The sequence below is a fragment of the Lentzea kristufekii genome (genome assembly GCF_033949925.1).
In the GTDB taxonomy this organism is placed as follows: Bacteria; Actinomycetota; Actinomycetes; order Mycobacteriales; family Pseudonocardiaceae; genus Lentzea; species Lentzea kristufekii.
The window spans coordinates 93,516-110,028 of the sequence record NZ_JAXAVV010000029.1 but is presented as its reverse complement, the minus strand read 5'-3'; the positions used below and the strand labels follow the sequence as shown (position 1 = coordinate 110,028).

The following is a 16,513-nucleotide window of genomic DNA, read 5'->3' as shown; positions in this document are numbered from 1 at the left end:
CGTGTGACCATCGAGCGACCATCACTTCTGTGGCAGACAGCGCACATGGTGGCCTACGACCTCGTGAGCCTGCTGGCACTGAAGGAGGGGCAGTGACGCGCAACGGTGGCGATGTCGTCGTCGAGACGCTGGAGGCGCTCGGCGCGCACACGGTGTTCGGCATCCCCGGCCAGCACGCGCTCGGGCTCTTCGACGCGTTGCGCCGGTCCGAGTTGCGGTACGTGGGTTCGCGGACCGAGGTCAACGCCGCCTTCGCCGCCGACGGTCACGCGCGGATCACCGGCTCGGTGACGCCGCTGCTGGTGTCGACCGGTCCTGGTGCGCTGCAGACCCTTGCGGGGCTTCAAGAATCGGCCGCCGCGTCGGCGCCGGTGCTGGGCATCTCGTCCCAGATCCCGGCCGCCGGCCTCGGTGGCGTGCGGGGCGGGTACCTGCACGAGCTGACCGATCAGCTGGCCTCGTTCCGCGACGTGGTCAAGCACGCGCGGGTCGTCCGGCACGCGTCGCAGATCCCGTCGGCATTGGCGGAGGCGTGGGAGATCGCGCTGACCGTGCCGTTCGGGCCGGTGTGGGTGGAGATCCCGCAGGACGTGCTGCTCGGGCCCGCCTCCGTGCCGTCCGTGACGTCCGTGGTCTGGTCGCCGCGTGAACTGCACCCGCGGGCCGAACTCGTCGACGAGGCCGTGCGGTTGCTCAACGGCGCCGACCGGCCCGTGATCCTGGCCGGGGGCGGTGCCCTCGGTGCGTCGGCCGAACTGCTGGAACTGGCGGAGAAGCTGCGGGCGCCGGTCGTGTCGACGTTCGGTGGCAAGGGCAACTTCCCCTGGGAGCACCCGCTTTCCGCGCAGTCGTGGCTGGAGGACTGGCACACCACCGAGTTCCTGGCCGACGCGGACGTGCTGCTCGTCGTCGGGTCGGGGCTGGGTGAGCTGTCGAGCAACTACCGGACGTTCCGGCCGCGCGGCGCCGTGGTCCAGATCGAGGCAGACCTCGGCAAGCTGGAGTCCAACTACCCCGCGCTCGGCATCCACGCCGACGCCCGGCACACCTTGCGCGCGTTGGCCTCCGGCGTGACGGCCCGCGCCGTGGACGGTGCCGCAGAAGAACGGGTGCTGGGGCTGCTGGCGAGTGTCCGGGAACGGTTCTCGGAGCAGGAGCTCGACCTGGAGTGGCAGGTGCTCACCGCGCTGCGGGAGGCGGTGCCGGACGGCACGCCGACCTGCTGGGACATGACGATCCTGGCGTACTGGGCCTGGTCGGCGTGGGATCCGCGCGGTGGTGCGCAGTTCTCCGCCCAGGGTGCCGGCGGGCTCGGCTACGGCTTCCCGGCCGCGCTCGGGGTCGCGGCGGCCGTCGACGGGCCGGTGCTCGCGGTGTCCGGTGACGGCGGCGCGATGTACGGGATCTCGGAGCTCGCGACGGCCGCGCAGCACGGGTCTCGGGTCGTGTGGCTGATCGTCGACGACGGCGGCTACGGCATCCTGCGCGAGTACATGACCGACGCGTTCGGCCAGGCCACCGCCACCGAACTGACCCGCCCGGACTTCGTGGCGCTCGCCGGGGCGTTCGGGGTGCCCGCCACCCGCAGCACCCCCGAGTCGCTGCGCGAGGACCTCGCCAAGGCGTTCGCCGGGGACGGCCCGCACGTGGTCGTGCTGCCCGCGCTGCTGCGCATGTTCGCCCCCACGCACCTGGAGCACACGTGATCGTCGCGAACTTCGTCAACGGCACCTCCGCCACCGCGGAGGAGACCTCACCGCTCGTCGACCCCGCCACCGGCGAGGAGTTCGGCCGTGCGGTCGTCTCCCGGGCAGCCGAGGTCGACGCGGCGGTGCGGGCCGCCGAGGCGGCCTTCCCCGCCTGGTCGCGCACCACGCCCGGCGAACGTCAGCTGACGTTGCTGAAGCTCGCGGACCTCCTGGAGGCGAACGCCTCGGAGATCGCCGACGCGGAGGTCCGCGAGACCGGCAAGATCCGCTCGGTCCTGCTGGACGAGGAGATCCCGCAGTGCGCGGACCAGATCCGGTTCTTCGCCGGTGCGGCACGGGCTCTGGGCACCGCCGCCGCGGGTGAGTACGTGCCCGGCCACACCTCCTACCAGCGGCGCGAGGCGGTCGGGGTGATCGCGCAGATCACGCCGTGGAACTACCCGCTGATGATGGCGGTGTGGAAGATCGCCCCGGCCCTGGCCGCGGGCAACACGGTGGTGCTCAAGCCCGCCGACACCACGCCGTCGTCCACGGTGCTGCTCGCGTCGCTGGCCGCCTCCGTCCTGCCCGCGGGCGTGTTCAACGTCGTGCTGGGCGACCGCGACACCGGCCGGTTGCTGGTCGAGCACCCCGTGCCCGCCATGGTGTCGCTGACCGGCTCCACCCGCGCCGGCGTCGAGGTCGCCCGCGGTGCCGCCGCGACGGTCAAGCGCACGCACCTCGAACTCGGTGGCAACGCGCCGGTCCTGGTGTTCGACGACGTCGACGTGACCGCCGCGGCGGAAGGCGTCGTGGGCGCCGCGTTCTACAACGCGGGGCAGGACTGCACGGCCGCGTCCCGGGTGCTGGTGCACTCGGCCGTGCACGACGAGTTCGTGGCCTCACTGGTGAAAGCCGCGTCGGCGCAGGTTCCCGGCACCGACTTCGGGCCGTTGAACAGCCAGGCCCAGCTGGACCGCGTGCTCGGCCTGCTGTCCCGCACGTCCGGCGTCGTCCACTGTGGAGGGAAGCGGCACGGGTCCTCCGGGTTCTTCCTGGAGCCCACGGTCGTCTCCGGCCTCGGCCAGGACGACGAGCTGGTCCAGGAGGAGGCGTTCGCGCCGCTGATCACCGTGCAGGCGTTCGGTTCCGACGACGAGGCGATCGCTCTGGCCAACGGGGTTCCGCAGGGACTCGCGTCCTCGATCTGGACCCGCGACACCGGCCGGGCAGCGGCACTGACCGCGCGGCTCGACTTCGGCATCGTCTGGGTCAACACGCACGGCCTCGTCGCGGCGGAGATGCCGCACGGCGGGTTCGGCGCCTCGGGTTACGGCAAGGACCTGTCGATGCACGGCCTGGAGGACTACACGCGCGTCAAGCACGTGATGATCGCGCACTGAGCATCGCCCGGTACGGCATCGGGTAGTGCAGCAGGCTCGCCGGGAGGAACGCGGACACCACCCGGATCATCCGGATCCACCGGCGCAGCCTGCGCCCGTCGCGGTCCGTCCACTCCAGACCGAGCTTGGCCCGCAACGCCTCCGGCAGCGTGCCGACGGCGAAGTCCGGCAGCACCTGCGCCGCCACGGGCCGCACCAACGGCCAGAGCGCGCTCGGCACGTGTTCGGCACCCGGCGCCTTGCCGGTCCGCAGCTGGAACGCCTCCAGCAGACCGTCCACCCCGTCGGTGGGCTTCAGCTGGGTGGCGACCACGTCGTCGAGGTACTCCCGCAACGCGGTGAGGTCGCCCGGCATCGTCCTGATGCCGAGCGACTCCCCCGTTTCCCGCCACTCCCGGTACAGCCGTTCCTCGTGGATGGCGGGCAGCCGGGGCCGCAGCAACCGGTACGCCGTGAGCAGCGAGTCGAAGCTGGTGGCGTGCACCCAGCGGAACAACTCCTCGTCCGCGCCGGGAATCCTGGCGTGGGCGCGCACCAGCCGTTCCGCCTCCTGCCCGGCCTGCTCACCACCGAACAACCGCAGCTGCGACGAGGTGATGGTCCTCGTCAGCCGCGCGAACGGATCGGCGCGGTAGCCGTCGCGCACCGCGGCGGCGATGACGGGATGAGCGACCTGCATGAGCACCCCGCGCCCCAGCACCACCAGCTCGAACCGCGTGTACCAGCCCAGCCGCCACGTCACCGACTCAGGTCCCAGCGTCACACCATGATCATTCCCCGAGTCCGGCCACCTCATGAAGATCATCACTCCAAAGAATTACCGGCACTCGTCCGGGATCCGCTCCGGCGGCGGCACGAGTGGAAACCGTTCCGGCACTTGACCTCCAGCTAAGTCGAGCTCCTAGCGTCGGCGGCATGTTCGCGATTCGGCAGTACGAGTTCGGCCCGGCGGAGAACCTGCGCTTCGAGGAGGTCCCCGACCCGGAGCCCGCCGCGGGGCAGGTCCGCGTCACCGTGGCGGCCGCCGGCGTCCACCTGGTCGACACCACGATCCGCAAGGGCGGGTTCGGGCCCGTCGGCTTTCCGATGACGCCGGGGCGTGAGGTCGCGGGAGTCGTGACGGCGCTCGGGGACGGGGTCGAGGCCGAGTGGCTGGGGCGGCGGGTGGTCGTGCACCTCGGCCAGGCGAGCGGCGGCTACGCCGAACTCGCGGTCGCCGGGGTCGGCGCGCTGCACGGTCTGCCCGACGACGTGTCGTTCGAGGCGGCCGTCGCGATGATCGGCACCGGCCGCACGGCCGTCGGGGTGCTCGACGCCGCGAAGCTCACGAAGGACGACGTGGTGCTCGTGACGTCGGCGGCCGGTGGCATGGGCGCGTTGTTCGTGCAGGAGGCGCGCAACGTCGGCGCGCAGGTCATCGGGCTCGCGAGCGGAGAGAAGCTCGACCTCGTCATGGACAACGGCGCGGACGCCGCCATCGACTACACCCGGCCCGGCTGGGCGGACGGCCTCAAGGACATGACCGTGGTGCTGGACGGCGTCGGCGGTGAGGCCGGGGCGCAGGCGCTGAAGACGCTGGGACCTGGTGGGCGGCAGATCATCTACGGGTGGGCGTCCGGGACCGCGACCCCGATCAGCACGGAGACGTTGTTCGCCAACAGTCTCACCGCGACCGTCGCGCTCGGGCCCGGCCTGATGCGGCGCGGGCTGCGGGTGCTGGAGGACGAGGCGATGGCCGGGCTGGCCAGCGGGCGGTTCGCGCCGCTGGTGCACCCGCAGTTCGCGCTGGAGGACGCGGCCGCGGCGCACGTGGCGCTGGAAACCCGTGCCACGGCGGGAAAAGTCGTGCTCAAGCCGTGAGAAAAGGGGCCACGTCCGTCCAGCGGAAGTGGCCCCTCGTCTCCTCGGTCACGCCTGTACCGGCACCTCGACGAACTTCTTGCCCGCGAAGTTCTCGACCACCACGGACTTCACGTCCTTGGGGTCGACCAGCGCGGAACCGTCCAGGTTCGTGCCCTCGGCGGCGCCCTTCTTGGACACCACCCAGGAGCCCGCCTCCTGGCGGCTGCCGTCCTTCGAGACGACGAAGATCCGGCACTTCTCGCCTTCGGGAATGCCGTTGATCGCCATGTTCGTGCGGACCCATCCGGCGGCGGGGACGACCTTCACGGTCATCGACGCCTTGGTCGCCGGGTCGGTGAACGTGGCGAGCCTGGTGCCCGCCGGGTCCGGTGCCACCGTCGGGGTGGGAAGGGCCGTCACATCGGGTGACGTGGCCTTACCGACGAAGACACCGGCACCGAGCACCACCGCGGCCACGACGGCCGCCGCGGCACCGAGCGCGAACTGACGACGCCGTGCGACGCCGCCGCGTTCGGAACGCACCTGGCGCAGGGTGCGCTGCAACAACAGATCGCCGCCCTCGGGCGGCCCGTCCAGCATGGCCTCCGGCGGCACCTCGCCGAGGAAGGCCTCCATGTCGCGGAGCTCTTCGAGTTCACGCGCGCACTCGGGGCAGGACGCCAGGTGCTCGTCCATCTCACGCACCTCCTGCTCGTCCAGTGCCCCTAGAACGTAGGCACCGAGCAGTTGCGGGTCGTGCTGCGTGGTCATCCAGCCACCCCCTTCAGTGCGACCTTCTGACCTCCGAAGGTCTCCCTCAAGGCTCGCAACGCGTAATACGATCTGGATTTCACTGTGCCAGGTGGCACCCCGAGCGCTTCCGCCGCCTCCGTCACGCTGCGGCCGCGGAAGTAGATCTCCATCAGCACGTCGCGGTGGTCGGAGGACAGCCTGTCGAGCGCTTCGAGCACCACCACCGAGTCGACGACCTGGTCAGCGTGGTCGCGCTCGATCGGTGGCGTCGCCGGAGACTCCGCCACCTCCTGAGGACGCGCGGCCTTCGCACGAACCCTGTCGGTGACGATGTTGCGCGCCACCGTCAGCAACCAGCCACGCACCGATCCCTTGCCGTTCACGAGGGCGTCGGGATGGCGCCACGCTCGGACCAAGGTCTCCTGGACCACGTCCTCGGCAGCCGCCCGATCGCCGGTCAGCCGCGTCGCGTACGCCAGAAGCGCCCGGCCGTGCTCCTCGTAGAGCGATCGGATCAGTGCCTCGTCGGCCGCGGTCTCCCGTTTGCGGGAGAACAAAGCCGCCATCCACCCACTCCTCCCCGCCCGCGAACACCTCTGCGGGCGTCCTGTTCAAGACCTCAGCCGACACACGAGCGACAGAGAGCTTCGGTTCAACGGCTTTCCACTGAAAAATTTGGAATGCCGGATGTTAGCGGGAACGGTTGAGGTGTCCGACCAGCTCCGCCATCTGGTCCTGCGACATCGCGTTGATGTACATCCCGTGGTCGGTCGCCGGATCACGCAGCTCCTCCTCGAAGCTGTCGATCGCGAACGGGCGGCCTTCGGGGATGTCGTAGCCCACGGTGATGTGCAGGCGCGGGATCGGGAACGTCTTGGCCGGGCACATGCCGCCGGCCAGCGGGAACACCACGTGCGTGCGGTGCGAGGCGCTGTCGGTGTTGTTGCCGTCCCAGCAGCTGCCGAAGTCGAAGCTGCGCAACGTGGTCGCGCTTCCGCACAGCGGGTACTTCGTCGTGTAGCGGTCCGGCCGGTCCGAGCAGCTCCACCGGGCGCGCGTGTTCGGGCCGTGGCCGTTGGACAACGCCGACGGATCGCCGGTGATCAGGCGCAGGAACCGGGGCATCGGCAGGACGTCGCTCACGGGGTTGCCGCCGTACCGGATCTCCACGCTCTTCGGCCGGAGCACCTCGCCGGTGTTGCCGTGCAGGCCGCCACCGTCCGCGTGCTCGTCGTGCCCCACGCCGTCGGTGAGGCGCAGCACGGGCCAGTAGTAGGTCGAGAGATCGTTCTTCTCGCACGTGGTGGTCGCGGCCGCGAGGGACTCGTCGGTCGACTGGGCGTCGGCCGACCTGTTGCCGACGTACTCGTGCGTGTGGTGGGCGCCGAACGGGATGCCGGGCGAGACGACGGGGTTGTCCGCGTTGAGGTGGCGGTCCTCGTTCGCACCACACCGGATGACGACGTTCGGCGTCTTCGGGTCGGTGAGCACCTGGTCGAGTTCGCTGACGTACTGGTCGGCGGACGGCGCGCCGCTGGACGTGCCGCGCAGCAGCACCGCGGATCCCGTGACGACGAGGAGCGCGACCACCGCGACCGCGAAGGTCACCGGCTTGTTCCGGGCCACGTCCACAGCCTGCCAATCCGTCCGGGCAAACCAAAGTGTGCCGTCTCAGTACGACCGGCACTTCCGGGCACGACGATAGCCCGGCACGTCACGTGGCCGACGCGGGCGGGGACTCGGGGCCGTGGCGTTGCTCCGCGACCCGAGTCCCGCTCCTGCGCTAACTGGCGGTCACCAGCGGCCGGCGGTCGTGGTCGACCACGCTGACCCCGGTCACGTCCCCCGCCCGCACCAGCGCGGACCCGGCCAAGGTCACCTCACCGCCGTGCGCCCTCCACGAGCCGGCGGTGAACGTCCGTCCGTCCTTCGTGTGCACGACCAGCCAGCAGGCTTCCCCGTCCTGCATGCCGTCGACGGTCGCGACCAGCTTCAAGCCACCTTCGGTGTCGGTGACCTGCACGGCCATCCGCGCACCCGCCGGCGAGGTCCCCTGCAGGAGCGCGTCGGCGTTCCCGGTGCCACCGACCCCCATTCCCTGACCCAGCCAGACGCCCCCAGCGAGCACTCCGGCGACAACAAGGGTCGACGACAAGGCCGTGATGCGCCCACGGCGGCGCACGGCCTGATCTCTCTCTTCGCGGACCGTGCCCAGCGTGCGCTGGAGCAGGTGGTCCATGTCCGGCGGAGGCCCGTCGAGCGCGGCCTCCGGTGGCAGTTCTTCCATCAGCATGTCGTTCTCGTTCAACTCGTTGGTGCCCAGGACGTTCGGTGCCATGCGCTGGCGGACGCGGCAATGGACACGGTTACGCGGAACGATGCACTCAAATTTCTCCTTCTCCAGCCCCGCTTGCGGCGGTGACCAACACCCTCAGAACGAGCCTGCGAGGAAGTTGGTTCAACGCAGATACAACGACGTTGTGCAGCCCACACGAAATGGTTGACCTGGGGCTCTACCAGCTCCTAGGCTCTCATATATGATGTATGACCGGCCGGGAGTCCTTCCGGCGTCCCGGACGGACTTCGTTCTGGAATCGATCAAAGAAGCGATTCTTTATGGAAAGCTGAAACCCGGTCAGGCGCTCGTCGAAACCGATCTCGCCGCGACGCTCAACGTCTCGAAGACGCCCGTGCGCGAGGCGCTCAAGACTCTCGCCGGGTCGGGGCTCGTGGTGATGAGCCCGTACAAGGGCGCCACGGTCCGCACGGTCGACGCGGAGATGGCCGCGTCCGTCTACGACGTGCGGCTGTTGCTGGAACCGGAGGCGCTGCGCCGTTCCGTCGAGCTGGGAGCGGACTTCACCGAGGCGAGGTCAGCCCTGGAGGAGGTCCTCGACCTGGCCCAACGGAGTTTGACTCAGCGCAGCCTGGCCAACCGCCGTTTCCACCGCGCGCTCTACGCCGGGTGCGGCAACCCGTTGCTGGTCGGGATCCTCGACGGGCTGCGCGACCAGGCCGCGCTGATCACCGTCGCCGGCTGGGGCATCCGTCCCACCTGGGACGCCGAGGCGGCCGAGCACCGGGCGATCCTCGTCGCCGCCGAGGAGGGCTTCGGCGACGCCGCGGCCGATCTGTTGCGCCGCCACATCCAGACTTTCGCCGATCGAGTGGTCGAGGAGCTTCCCGATGTCGTTCGATGACCTGTCCGAACAGCTGGCTTCCGTGGTGGCGATCACCGTCACACCGTTCGGCGCGGACGGGGCGATCGACGAGAAGAACTACGCCGCGGTCGTGGACCGGATGGTCGAGGGCGGGATCTCGGTCGTGACGCCGAACGGCAACACGAGCGAGTTCTACACGTTGTCCTCCGCCGAGACCGAGCGCGCGCTGCAGATCACCGTGGACGCCGTCGGGGACCGCGCGGCGATCGTCGCCGGGGTCGGGCACGACGTGTCGTCCGCCGTGGCCGCCGCCCGGTTCGCAGACCGGGCCGGTGCTCGCGGGATCATGATCCACCAGCCGGTGCACCCGTACGTCTCGCTGGACGGGTGGGTCGACTACCACCGGGCGATCGCCTCGGCGGTGCCCGAGCTGAGCGTGGTCCTGTACGTGCGGAACCCGCGCATCGGCGGTGCGCAGATCGCGGCACTGGCGGACGCGTGCCCGAACGTCGTCGGCGTGAAGTACGCGGTGCCGGATCCGGTGCGGTTCGCCTCGGTCGCCCGGGACGCCGGGCTCGAGCGGCTGACGTGGATCGCGGGGCTGGCCGAGCTGTCGGCGCCGGGGTACTTCGCGGTCGGGGCCACCGGGTTCACGTCCGGGCTGGCGAACGTCGCGCCGGAGCTGTCGGTGCAGATGTTCCGGTGCCTGCGGGCACGCGAGTTCGGTGCGGCGATGGAGTTCTGGGAGTTCATCCGGAAGTTCGAGGAGCTGCGGGCGGACGGTGAGTCGGCGAACAACGTGTCCGTGGTCAAGGAAGCGCTGGCACAGCTCGGTTTGTGCCGCCGGGACGTGCGTCCGCCCGCTTCGGTGTTGCCGGAGGCCGATCGTTCCGCCGTGGGCGTGCTGCTGGACTCGTGGAGCCTGCTGTGACGTCTGCCCGGAAGAAGCTGCGCAGCGCGGAGTGGTTCGAGGGCGAGGGGCTGCGGGCGTTCTCGCACAACGCCCGCATGAGGCAGCTCGGCATGAACCCCTCCGAGCACCTCGGCAAGCCGGTCATCGCGATCCTGAACACGTGGAGCGGCATCAACCCGTGCCACATGCACCTGCGCGAACGGGCGCAGCAGGTCGAGCGCGGGGTGTGGGAGGCGGGCGGATACCCGGTGGAGTTCCCGGTCTCCACGCTGTCGGAGACGTATCAGAAGCCGACTCCGATGATGTACCGGAACATGCTGTCGATGGAGACCGAGGAGATCCTCCGCTCCTATCCCGTCGACGGCTGCGTGCTGATGGGTGGCTGCGACAAGACGACCCCGGCGTTGCTGATGGGCGCGGCGTCCGCCGGCCTGCCCGCGGTCTTCGTGCCGGCCGGGCCGATGCTGCGCGGCCACTGGCGGGGCGAGAAGCTCGCGTCCGGCACGGACATGTGGCGGTTCTGGGACGAGAAGCGGGCGGGCACGATCTCGTCCTCCGACTGGTCCGAGATCCAGTCCGGGCTGGCCCGCTCCCCCGGCACGTGCATGACGATGGGCACGGCCTCGACCATGACGGCCGCCGCGGAGGCGCTGGGGCTGACGTTGCCGGGGGCGTCGTCGATCCCGGCCGTCGACTCGGCGCACCACCGGATGGCGGCCGCGTCGGGCATGCGCGTGGTCGAGATGGTGCGCGAAGGGCTGACGATCGGCGACGTGCTGTCGGCGGAGGCCTACGAGGACGCCATCCGGACCGTGCTGGCGCTGGGCGGGTCCACGAACTCGTACATCCACCTGATCGCGATGGCAGGGCGGTCGCAGATCCCGTTGTCGCTGGACGACTTCGACCGGTTGTCGCGCGAGGTGCCCGTGCTGGCCTCGGTGCAGCCCGCCGGATCGCACCTGATGGAGGACTTCTACTACGCGGGCGGGCTGCGCGGACTGCTGTCGCGGTTGCGGGAGTCGTTGCACCTCGAGCGGATCACGGTGACCGGGCGGACGTTCGGCGAGGACCTCGAAGGCGCCGAGGTGTACGACTCCTCGGTGATCCGCCCGGTGGACGATCCGATCTCCGCCGAGGGCGGGCTGGCTGTGCTGCGGGGCAATCTGGCTCCTGACGGTGCGGTGATCAAGTACGTGGCGGCTGATCCCGCGTTGTGGCGGCACACCGGGCCCGCCGTGGTCTTCCACGGCTACAAGGATCTGCAGGCACGCATCAACGACCCTTCTCTGGACGTGACGAAGGATTCGGTGATCGTGCTGGCGGGTGGCGGACCGAAGGGCGGGCCCGGCATGCCGGAATACGGGATGCTGCCCATCCCGGACAAGCTGCTGCACGAGGGTGTCCGGGACATGGTGCGCGTGTCCGACGCGCGGATGAGCGGAACTTCTTACGGCGCATGCGTTCTGCACGTGGCGCCGGAAGCCCACGTCGGCGGGCCGCTGGCGTTGGTGCGGGACGGCGACCTCGTGACGCTGGACGTCGAGGCGCGGGTGTTGCGCGTGGAGATCTCCGACGAGGAGATGACGCGTCGCCGGGACGCGTGGACGCCGCCGCCCGCGAAGTTCGAACGCGGGTACGGCGCTTTGTACTACGAGCACATCACGCAGGCCGACGAGGGCTGCGACTTCGAGTTCCTGTCACGCCCCGGAACGAATCCGGAGCCCAACGCGCGCTGAGTCCTACTTGGACTCGATGCGGCCCTGTTCGACGGTCACGTCCTGCCAGTCGGCGGTTCCGAGCAGCTGACCGCGCAGGTAGGCCGTGGTCAGCTGCTGCACGACCGCGACCCGTTCGGGGCTCTCGTCCGTGGTCTCGGCGACGTCGTAGCCGGAGACACCGCCGAACCCGTGCTCCGCACCGAACAGCGTGAGCAGGTCCTTCGGGCCGGGCGCGAGGTGGTACGGATCGGCGTGCCAGTCCGGGCCCATGGTGGTCAGGTGCGCGGAGGCGTCCGCGTCGCCGGCCACCACGAGGGCGGGCGCGGTCATCTCGCTGAAGTCCGTGGTCTGCATGAAGGAGTAGTTCTCCTTCACCACGTCGGTGACCGCGTCGCCGCGGCCGGTCGAGCCGAGCAGCACGCCCGCCTTGATCCGGTCGTCCCTCAGGCTCACGCCCTCGGTCCTCATGCCCAGCAGCAGGCTCGCGGTGTGGCCTCCCATCGAGTGACCGACGACCGCGATCTTCGTGCGGTCGAGGCGGTTCTGCAGCTGCGGCACGGCCTTCTCGATCTCGTCGAGCCGGTCGATGACGTGCGACATGTCCTCGGCGCGCTCCCGCCAGAACATCGGCGCGCCGGGGGTGGTGGCGGGCAGGTTCACCGACCTGCTGCTCAGGTGCGTGGGCTGCAGGACGACGAAGCCCTGCTCGGCCCAGTGGTTCGCGAGCGGCGCGTAGCCGTTCAGCGAGGACAGGTGGTTCGAGTAGCCCTGCCCGTGCGACAGCAGCAGGATCGGCAGGCCGGTGCCCTCGGTCGGCGCGGAGACCTTCAGCTGCAGGTCAACGGGCCTGCCGGGGATTTCGAGCACGACAGGGCTCACCGTGAAGACGGTCATGGGTTTCCCTTCGAGTACAGTCCACTCAAGCGGAGCGACGTTCCGGAACGATACGGAGCACTGTTCCGCTTTGTCAACCGACCGCTCGGGAAGGAGCGCGCGTGCCACCACGCAAGCGAGCCGACGCCGTGCGCAACGAGCAGACGCTGCTCGCCGCCGCGGCCGAGGTGTTCGTCAGGTCGGGCGTCGACGCGCCGATCCGCGAGATCGCCGCCGAAGCCGGGGTCGGCATGGGCACGATCTACCGCCACTTCCCCACCCGCGCGGACCTCGTCGTGGCCGTCTACCGGCACCAGGTCGAGGCCTGCGCGGAGGCCGGCCCCGCCCTGCTGTCCACAGAGGACTCCCCTGCCGCCGCGCTGCGCAAGTGGATCGACCTGTTCGTGGACTTCCTGGTGACCAAGCACGGGCTCGCCGGCGCGATGCAGTCGGACAGCAGCGGCTTCGCGTCGTTGCACGCGTACTTCCTCGACCGGCTCGGACCGGTGTGCGGCTCGCTGCTCGACGCGGCGGCCGACGCCGGCGAGATCCGCGCCGACGTGCGGCCGTTCGAGTTGATGCGCGGGATCGGCAACCTGTGCATCGGACGGGACGACGACCCGCGCTACGACCCGCGGCGGCTGATCAGCCTGCTACTCGACGGGCTTTCGCGCCAGCAATGAACGTGCGGCCACTGCCGCCCCGTCGGTGCGGATCATGCCCGCCGCGGTGGCCGCGCGGTCGCGGGTCCCGGGAGCCAGCGCCGTCGCGAGCGCGGCCGACAGCGACTCGAAGGACGGCACCGGTCCGTCGTGGGCCGCGCCGACGCCCAGCTCGGCCACCCGGCGGGCCCAGAACGGCTGGTCCACGATCTGCGGCACCACCACCTGCGGCGCACCGGCGCGGGCCGCGGTCGTCGTGGTGCCCCCGCCGCCGTGGTGGACGACGGCGGCCACACGGCGGAACAACGCCTGCTGGTTGACCTCGCCGACGACGAAGCAGTCGTCGCTCTCATCGATCTGGGCCAGACCGGCCCACCCTCGCGCCAGGAGCACCCGGCGCCCCTGCGCACGCACCGCGTCGACGACGACCTGGCCGATGTCCGCCGAGGCGTGCATGGGCATGCTGCCGAAGCCGACGTACACCGGTGGCTCGCCGGCGTCGAGGAAGCCCACGAGTTCGGGCGCGAGCGGGCGAACGTCCGGCAGGATCCACGCGCCGGTCTGCTCGACCTCCAGGTTCGTCAGCTCCGGCACCGGCCAGAGCAGCGGATCCGCCGCCAGCAGCAACGTGCCGGAGTAGACGTGGTCGCGGACGTTGTCCACCGGCGGCATGCCGAGCTCCGCCCGGTGCGCGTTCAACGCCGGTCGGTACATCGCGTTCACGTTCTCCGCGTCGATGTCCCACAGCACCCGGTTGTCCATCTCGTCCGGCGGCAAGGGCCTGCCCGGCCGTTGCGACGGCTTGCGGTGCGGCGACGGCAGCGAGATGTCGTGGAACGACGCGAGCACGTGGCGCAGGCCCAGGTGCTCGGCCACCGACCGCGCGCCCGCGGGCATCATCCCGCTCGCCACCAGCACGTCAGCGCCTTCGGCCGCGGCGGCGACCGGGCCGAACCACTCGCCGACCAGCGCGGCCGCGACGGTCGCGGGATCCGGCCGCGCGCTCGTCACCAGTTCGCGCACCGACTGTCCGAACGCGACGAACGGCACGCCGTGGGCGTCCAGCCTGGACACGAACTCCTCGTCCGGCGGCACGCACACCACCGCCTCCGCGCCGAGGTCCCGCACCGCCACCGCCAGCGCGATCAGCGGTTCGACATCTCCGCGCGACCCGAAACCTGCAAGAACAACACGCACTTCGAGACTCCCCAGTTCGCCCGGTTCCCGGCTACGGCGGGGAATTCTGCGTGACGAACGGGGTCTTGCCGCAAGTCCCCCCGTGCGCTATATGTTGAAGTGGGAAGACCCCCGGATGCGGATCCGGGGGTCTTCCGTTGTTCTCGGACTGGTTCGCCGGAACTAGTTCAGCGCGACCTTCAGGATCCTCGTGTTGCTGTTGCCCGCGGTGGAGTCCTTGTCCCCGTTGGAGGTCGTGACCCACAGCGACCCGTCCGGCGCGGGCTCCGGGGTGCGGAGCCGGCCGTAGGTGCCCTGGAAGTGCGACGTCGTGGCGCCGACCGACGAGCCGCTGATCTGCATGCGGTACAGGCGTTCACCGCGCAGCGCGGCGAGGAACAGCACGTCGTTCACGATCGCGAGACCGGACGGGGACGCGGAACCGACCGGGAAGGTCTTCTTCGGTGCCACGTAACCGCCGCAGGAGCCCGACGTGCCCTCGCAGGACGGCCAGCCGTAGTTGCCGCCCTTCTGCAGCAGGTTGACCTCGTCCATGTTCGAGTTGCCGAGCTCCGCCTGCCACAGGCGGCCCTGCGAGTCCACGGCGAGGCCTTGGACGTTGCGGTGGCCCAACGTCCAGACGTAGCGGGCGTTGCCGCCCTCGGCGAAGAACGGGTTGTCGGACGGCGCCGAGCCGTCCGGGTTCAGGCGCAGCACCTTGCCGCCCAGGTTCTGCCTGTTCTGCGCGTTGGCGCCGTTCTGGCCGTCGCCGGTGCCCGCGTAGAGCTTGCCGTCGGCACCGAAGCGCAGGCGCCCGCCGTTGTGGAACTTGTTGCGCGGGATGCCGGTCAGCAGCGTCTTCCAGCCGGTGAGGGAGTTGCCCTCGATCTTCGCGCGCACGATCCGGTTGTCGCCGGAAGCCGTGTGGTAGACGTAGATCAGGCCGTCCGAGGCGAACGCGGGCGACAGCTCGATGCCCAGCAGGCCGCCCTCGCCGTTCGTGCCGGAGACTCCGGGAACCCTGCCCAGCGTGGTCTTCGCGCCGGACGGGGTGATCCTGACGATGTCCTGCGCGTCGCGGCGCGAGTAGATCCCGGAGCCGTCGGGCAGGAACGCGAGGCCCCACGGCACGTCGTTGTCGGTCGCGATCTGCGTGACGGCACCGACCTGGTCGCCGCCGGAGCGGGTCTTCACGGTCAGCGCGTTCGAGGCCGGCGAGGCGTTGCCGACGGCGTCGAAGGCCTTGACGGTGAAGGTGTACTCGGTGTTCGCGCTGCGGCCGCCGATCGTCGCGGACGTGCCGGTCGCGTCACCTGCCTTGGTCGCGCCGGTGTAGATCTCGTAGCGGGTCACGCCGACGTTGTCGGTCGACGGGTCCCAGGCCAGCGACACCGAGTTCGCCGTGACGCCCGTGGACCGCAGGTTCTTCGGCGCGGTCGGCGGCGTCGGATCCTCCTGGGCCGGCGGGGTCTTGAACTCCGCGGTGTTGGAGGCCTGCGAGATGTTGCCCGCGGCGTCCTTCGCGTTGACGTAGAAGCCGTACGTGGTGTTCGGCTTCAGGCCCGTCATCGTGGTGGAGGCCGGTGTGGCGGGCACGGACTTCACGAACTGGCCCAGGTTGTAGATCTCGTACGACGTCACCGCGACGTTGTCCGTCGACGGCGTCCACGTCAGCTTCGCCGAGTCCGGCCGGACGTCCGACGCGACGAGGTTCGCGGGCGCGCTCGGCGGCTCGGCGTCGGCAGGGCCCGTGCTGCCGAAGACCTGGAACTCCTGCAGGGAGTAGCCGTACGACGTGCCGGTGCGGCAGCGCGTGGTGCCGAGGACGCGGACGTAACGGCCGCGGCCGGTGACCGTCAGGTCCTCGACGCCACCCTTGCCGTCGGTGGTGGTGTGGATCGCGGTCCACGTCGAGTCGTTGTCCGAGGTCTCGACGCGATAGGCCTTGGCGCACGAGAGATCCCACTGCAGCCGGACCCGGCTGATGGTCGCGGACGCGCCGAGGTCGACGCGGATCCACGCCGGGTCGGTGTTCGACTTGCTCGCCCAGCGCGTCGCGGAGTTGCCGTCGACGGCGTTGCGCGGCGCGTAGTTCGCGCCGCCGGACGCCGAATCGGTCGCCGGTTTGCCCTGGGACAGCAGGACATCCGCGGCGGCGGCTGGGGGTGCGGCGGAGACGAGCGAACTCAGCGCCACTGCGAGTGCGGTGGCCAGGATGCCGGTTCTCGCCGGCGACCGCCGTGAACGGGGTGCCACAGGAGCCTCCCACTTTCATCTGGGAACGGGGTGTGCGGCGGCGGCATTGCGTTCGGACCGGCGGCGGG

General features: G+C 70.5%; 15 protein-coding genes. 7 read left to right on the top strand and 8 right to left on the bottom strand.

Annotated elements, in window-relative coordinates:
- Window positions 1-92: 92 nt before the first annotated feature.
- Window positions 93-1,706, top strand: a complete 1,614-nt coding sequence (locus SK571_RS39880; RefSeq protein ID WP_319989303.1) for a thiamine pyrophosphate-binding protein — start codon at window positions 93-95, stop codon at window positions 1,704-1,706.
- A complete protein-coding gene (locus tag SK571_RS39875) occupies window positions 1,703-3,091 on the top strand; it encodes an aminobutyraldehyde dehydrogenase (RefSeq protein ID WP_319989302.1) in 1,389 nt (462 codons plus the stop codon). Before SK571_RS39880 ends, SK571_RS39875 begins: the two co-directional genes overlap by 4 nt.
- On the opposite strand, the gene SK571_RS39870 is transcribed toward SK571_RS39875, so the two are convergent.
- Complete coding sequence (locus SK571_RS39870; protein ID WP_319989301.1) at window positions 3,066-3,854, bottom strand: oxygenase MpaB family protein; 789 nt, start codon at window positions 3,852-3,854, stop codon at window positions 3,066-3,068. The two genes, SK571_RS39875 and SK571_RS39870, sit on opposite strands and share 26 nt — an antisense overlap.
- A gap of 152 nt (window positions 3,855-4,006) precedes the next feature.
- On the opposite strand from SK571_RS39870, the gene SK571_RS39865 reads away from it, so the two are divergent.
- Entirely contained in the window at window positions 4,007-4,951 is a 945-nt protein-coding gene (locus tag SK571_RS39865) for a zinc-binding dehydrogenase (protein WP_319989300.1), read from the top strand.
- Window positions 4,952-4,999: 48 nt separating this feature from the next.
- Here SK571_RS39865 and SK571_RS39860 read toward each other — a convergent pair whose 3' ends face one another.
- From SK571_RS39860 to SK571_RS39845, 4 genes are all read right to left on the bottom strand, one after another.
- A complete protein-coding gene (locus SK571_RS39860) occupies window positions 5,000-5,704 on the bottom strand; it encodes an anti-sigma factor family protein (RefSeq protein WP_319989299.1) in 705 nt (234 codons plus the stop codon).
- The gene (locus SK571_RS39855) at window positions 5,701-6,252 is read right to left on the bottom strand and encodes a sigma-70 family RNA polymerase sigma factor (protein WP_089953784.1); all 552 of its coding nucleotides are present in this window, start codon (window positions 6,250-6,252) and stop codon (window positions 5,701-5,703) included. Before SK571_RS39855 ends, SK571_RS39860 begins: the two co-directional genes overlap by 4 nt.
- A 124-nt stretch (window positions 6,253-6,376) precedes the next feature.
- Entirely contained in the window at window positions 6,377-7,312 is a 936-nt protein-coding gene (locus SK571_RS39850; RefSeq protein ID WP_319989298.1) for a DUF1996 domain-containing protein, read from the bottom strand.
- 157 nt (window positions 7,313-7,469) lie between these two features.
- Window positions 7,470-8,024, bottom strand: coding sequence for an anti-sigma factor (locus SK571_RS39845; RefSeq protein ID WP_319989297.1), 555 nt, complete (start codon window positions 8,022-8,024; stop codon window positions 7,470-7,472).
- A gap of 199 nt (window positions 8,025-8,223) precedes the next feature.
- Between SK571_RS39845 and SK571_RS39840 the strand changes: the two genes are divergently transcribed.
- Genes SK571_RS39840 through araD form a run of 3 tightly spaced genes read left to right on the top strand, consistent with a single transcriptional unit; the run spans window position 8,224 to window position 11,496 of the window.
- Window positions 8,224-8,886 (top strand): GntR family transcriptional regulator, encoded by a 663-nt coding sequence (locus SK571_RS39840; protein ID WP_319989296.1) that lies wholly within the window; start codon window positions 8,224-8,226, stop codon window positions 8,884-8,886.
- On the top strand, window positions 8,873-9,778 hold the full coding sequence (locus tag SK571_RS39835) for a dihydrodipicolinate synthase family protein (RefSeq protein WP_319989295.1): 906 nt from the start codon (window positions 8,873-8,875) through the stop codon (window positions 9,776-9,778). Before SK571_RS39840 ends, SK571_RS39835 begins: the two co-directional genes overlap by 14 nt.
- A complete protein-coding gene (araD, locus tag SK571_RS39830; protein WP_319989294.1) occupies window positions 9,775-11,496 on the top strand; it encodes an L-arabinonate dehydratase in 1,722 nt (573 codons plus the stop codon). Before SK571_RS39835 ends, araD begins: the two co-directional genes overlap by 4 nt.
- A gap of 3 nt (window positions 11,497-11,499) precedes the next feature.
- Here the strand turns inward: araD and SK571_RS39825 are convergent, their stop codons facing one another.
- A complete protein-coding gene (locus tag SK571_RS39825) occupies window positions 11,500-12,372 on the bottom strand; it encodes an alpha/beta hydrolase family protein (RefSeq protein WP_319989293.1) in 873 nt (290 codons plus the stop codon).
- 101 nt (window positions 12,373-12,473) lie between these two features.
- Here SK571_RS39825 and SK571_RS39820 point away from each other — a divergent pair, with 101 nt between their 5' ends.
- Window positions 12,474-13,034 carry a TetR/AcrR family transcriptional regulator gene (locus tag SK571_RS39820; RefSeq protein WP_319989292.1) on the top strand — a complete coding sequence of 187 codons (561 nt, stop codon included), beginning with the start codon at window positions 12,474-12,476 and terminating at the stop codon, window positions 13,032-13,034.
- Here SK571_RS39820 and SK571_RS39815 read toward each other — a convergent pair.
- Window positions 13,005-14,210, bottom strand: a complete 1,206-nt coding sequence (locus SK571_RS39815) for a glycosyltransferase (RefSeq protein WP_319989291.1) — start codon at window positions 14,208-14,210, stop codon at window positions 13,005-13,007. The genes SK571_RS39820 and SK571_RS39815 overlap by 30 nt on opposite strands.
- A 162-nt stretch (window positions 14,211-14,372) precedes the next feature.
- Window positions 14,373-16,445, bottom strand: coding sequence for a PQQ-dependent sugar dehydrogenase (locus SK571_RS39810; protein WP_319989290.1), 2,073 nt, complete (start codon window positions 16,443-16,445; stop codon window positions 14,373-14,375).
- Window positions 16,446-16,513 lie beyond the last annotated feature (68 nt).

Excerpts from the sequence above, each read along its gene's own strand:
- SK571_RS39865 (WP_319989300.1), top strand. The coding sequence starts at position 4,007 with ATGTTCGCGATTCGGCAGTACGAGTTCGGCCCGGCGGAGAACCTGCGC.
- SK571_RS39860 (WP_319989299.1), bottom strand. The coding sequence starts at position 5,704 with ATGACCACGCAGCACGACCCGCAACTGCTCGGTGCCTACGTTCTAGGG.
- SK571_RS39855 (WP_089953784.1), bottom strand. The coding sequence starts at position 6,252 with ATGGCGGCTTTGTTCTCCCGCAAACGGGAGACCGCGGCCGACGAGGCA.
- SK571_RS39845 (WP_319989297.1), bottom strand. The coding sequence starts at position 8,024 with ATGGCACCGAACGTCCTGGGCACCAACGAGTTGAACGAGAACGACATG.
- SK571_RS39840 (WP_319989296.1), top strand. The coding sequence starts at position 8,224 with ATGATGTATGACCGGCCGGGAGTCCTTCCGGCGTCCCGGACGGACTTC.
- SK571_RS39835 (WP_319989295.1), top strand. The coding sequence starts at position 8,873 with ATGTCGTTCGATGACCTGTCCGAACAGCTGGCTTCCGTGGTGGCGATC.
- SK571_RS39825 (WP_319989293.1), bottom strand. The coding sequence starts at position 12,372 with ATGACCGTCTTCACGGTGAGCCCTGTCGTGCTCGAAATCCCCGGCAGG.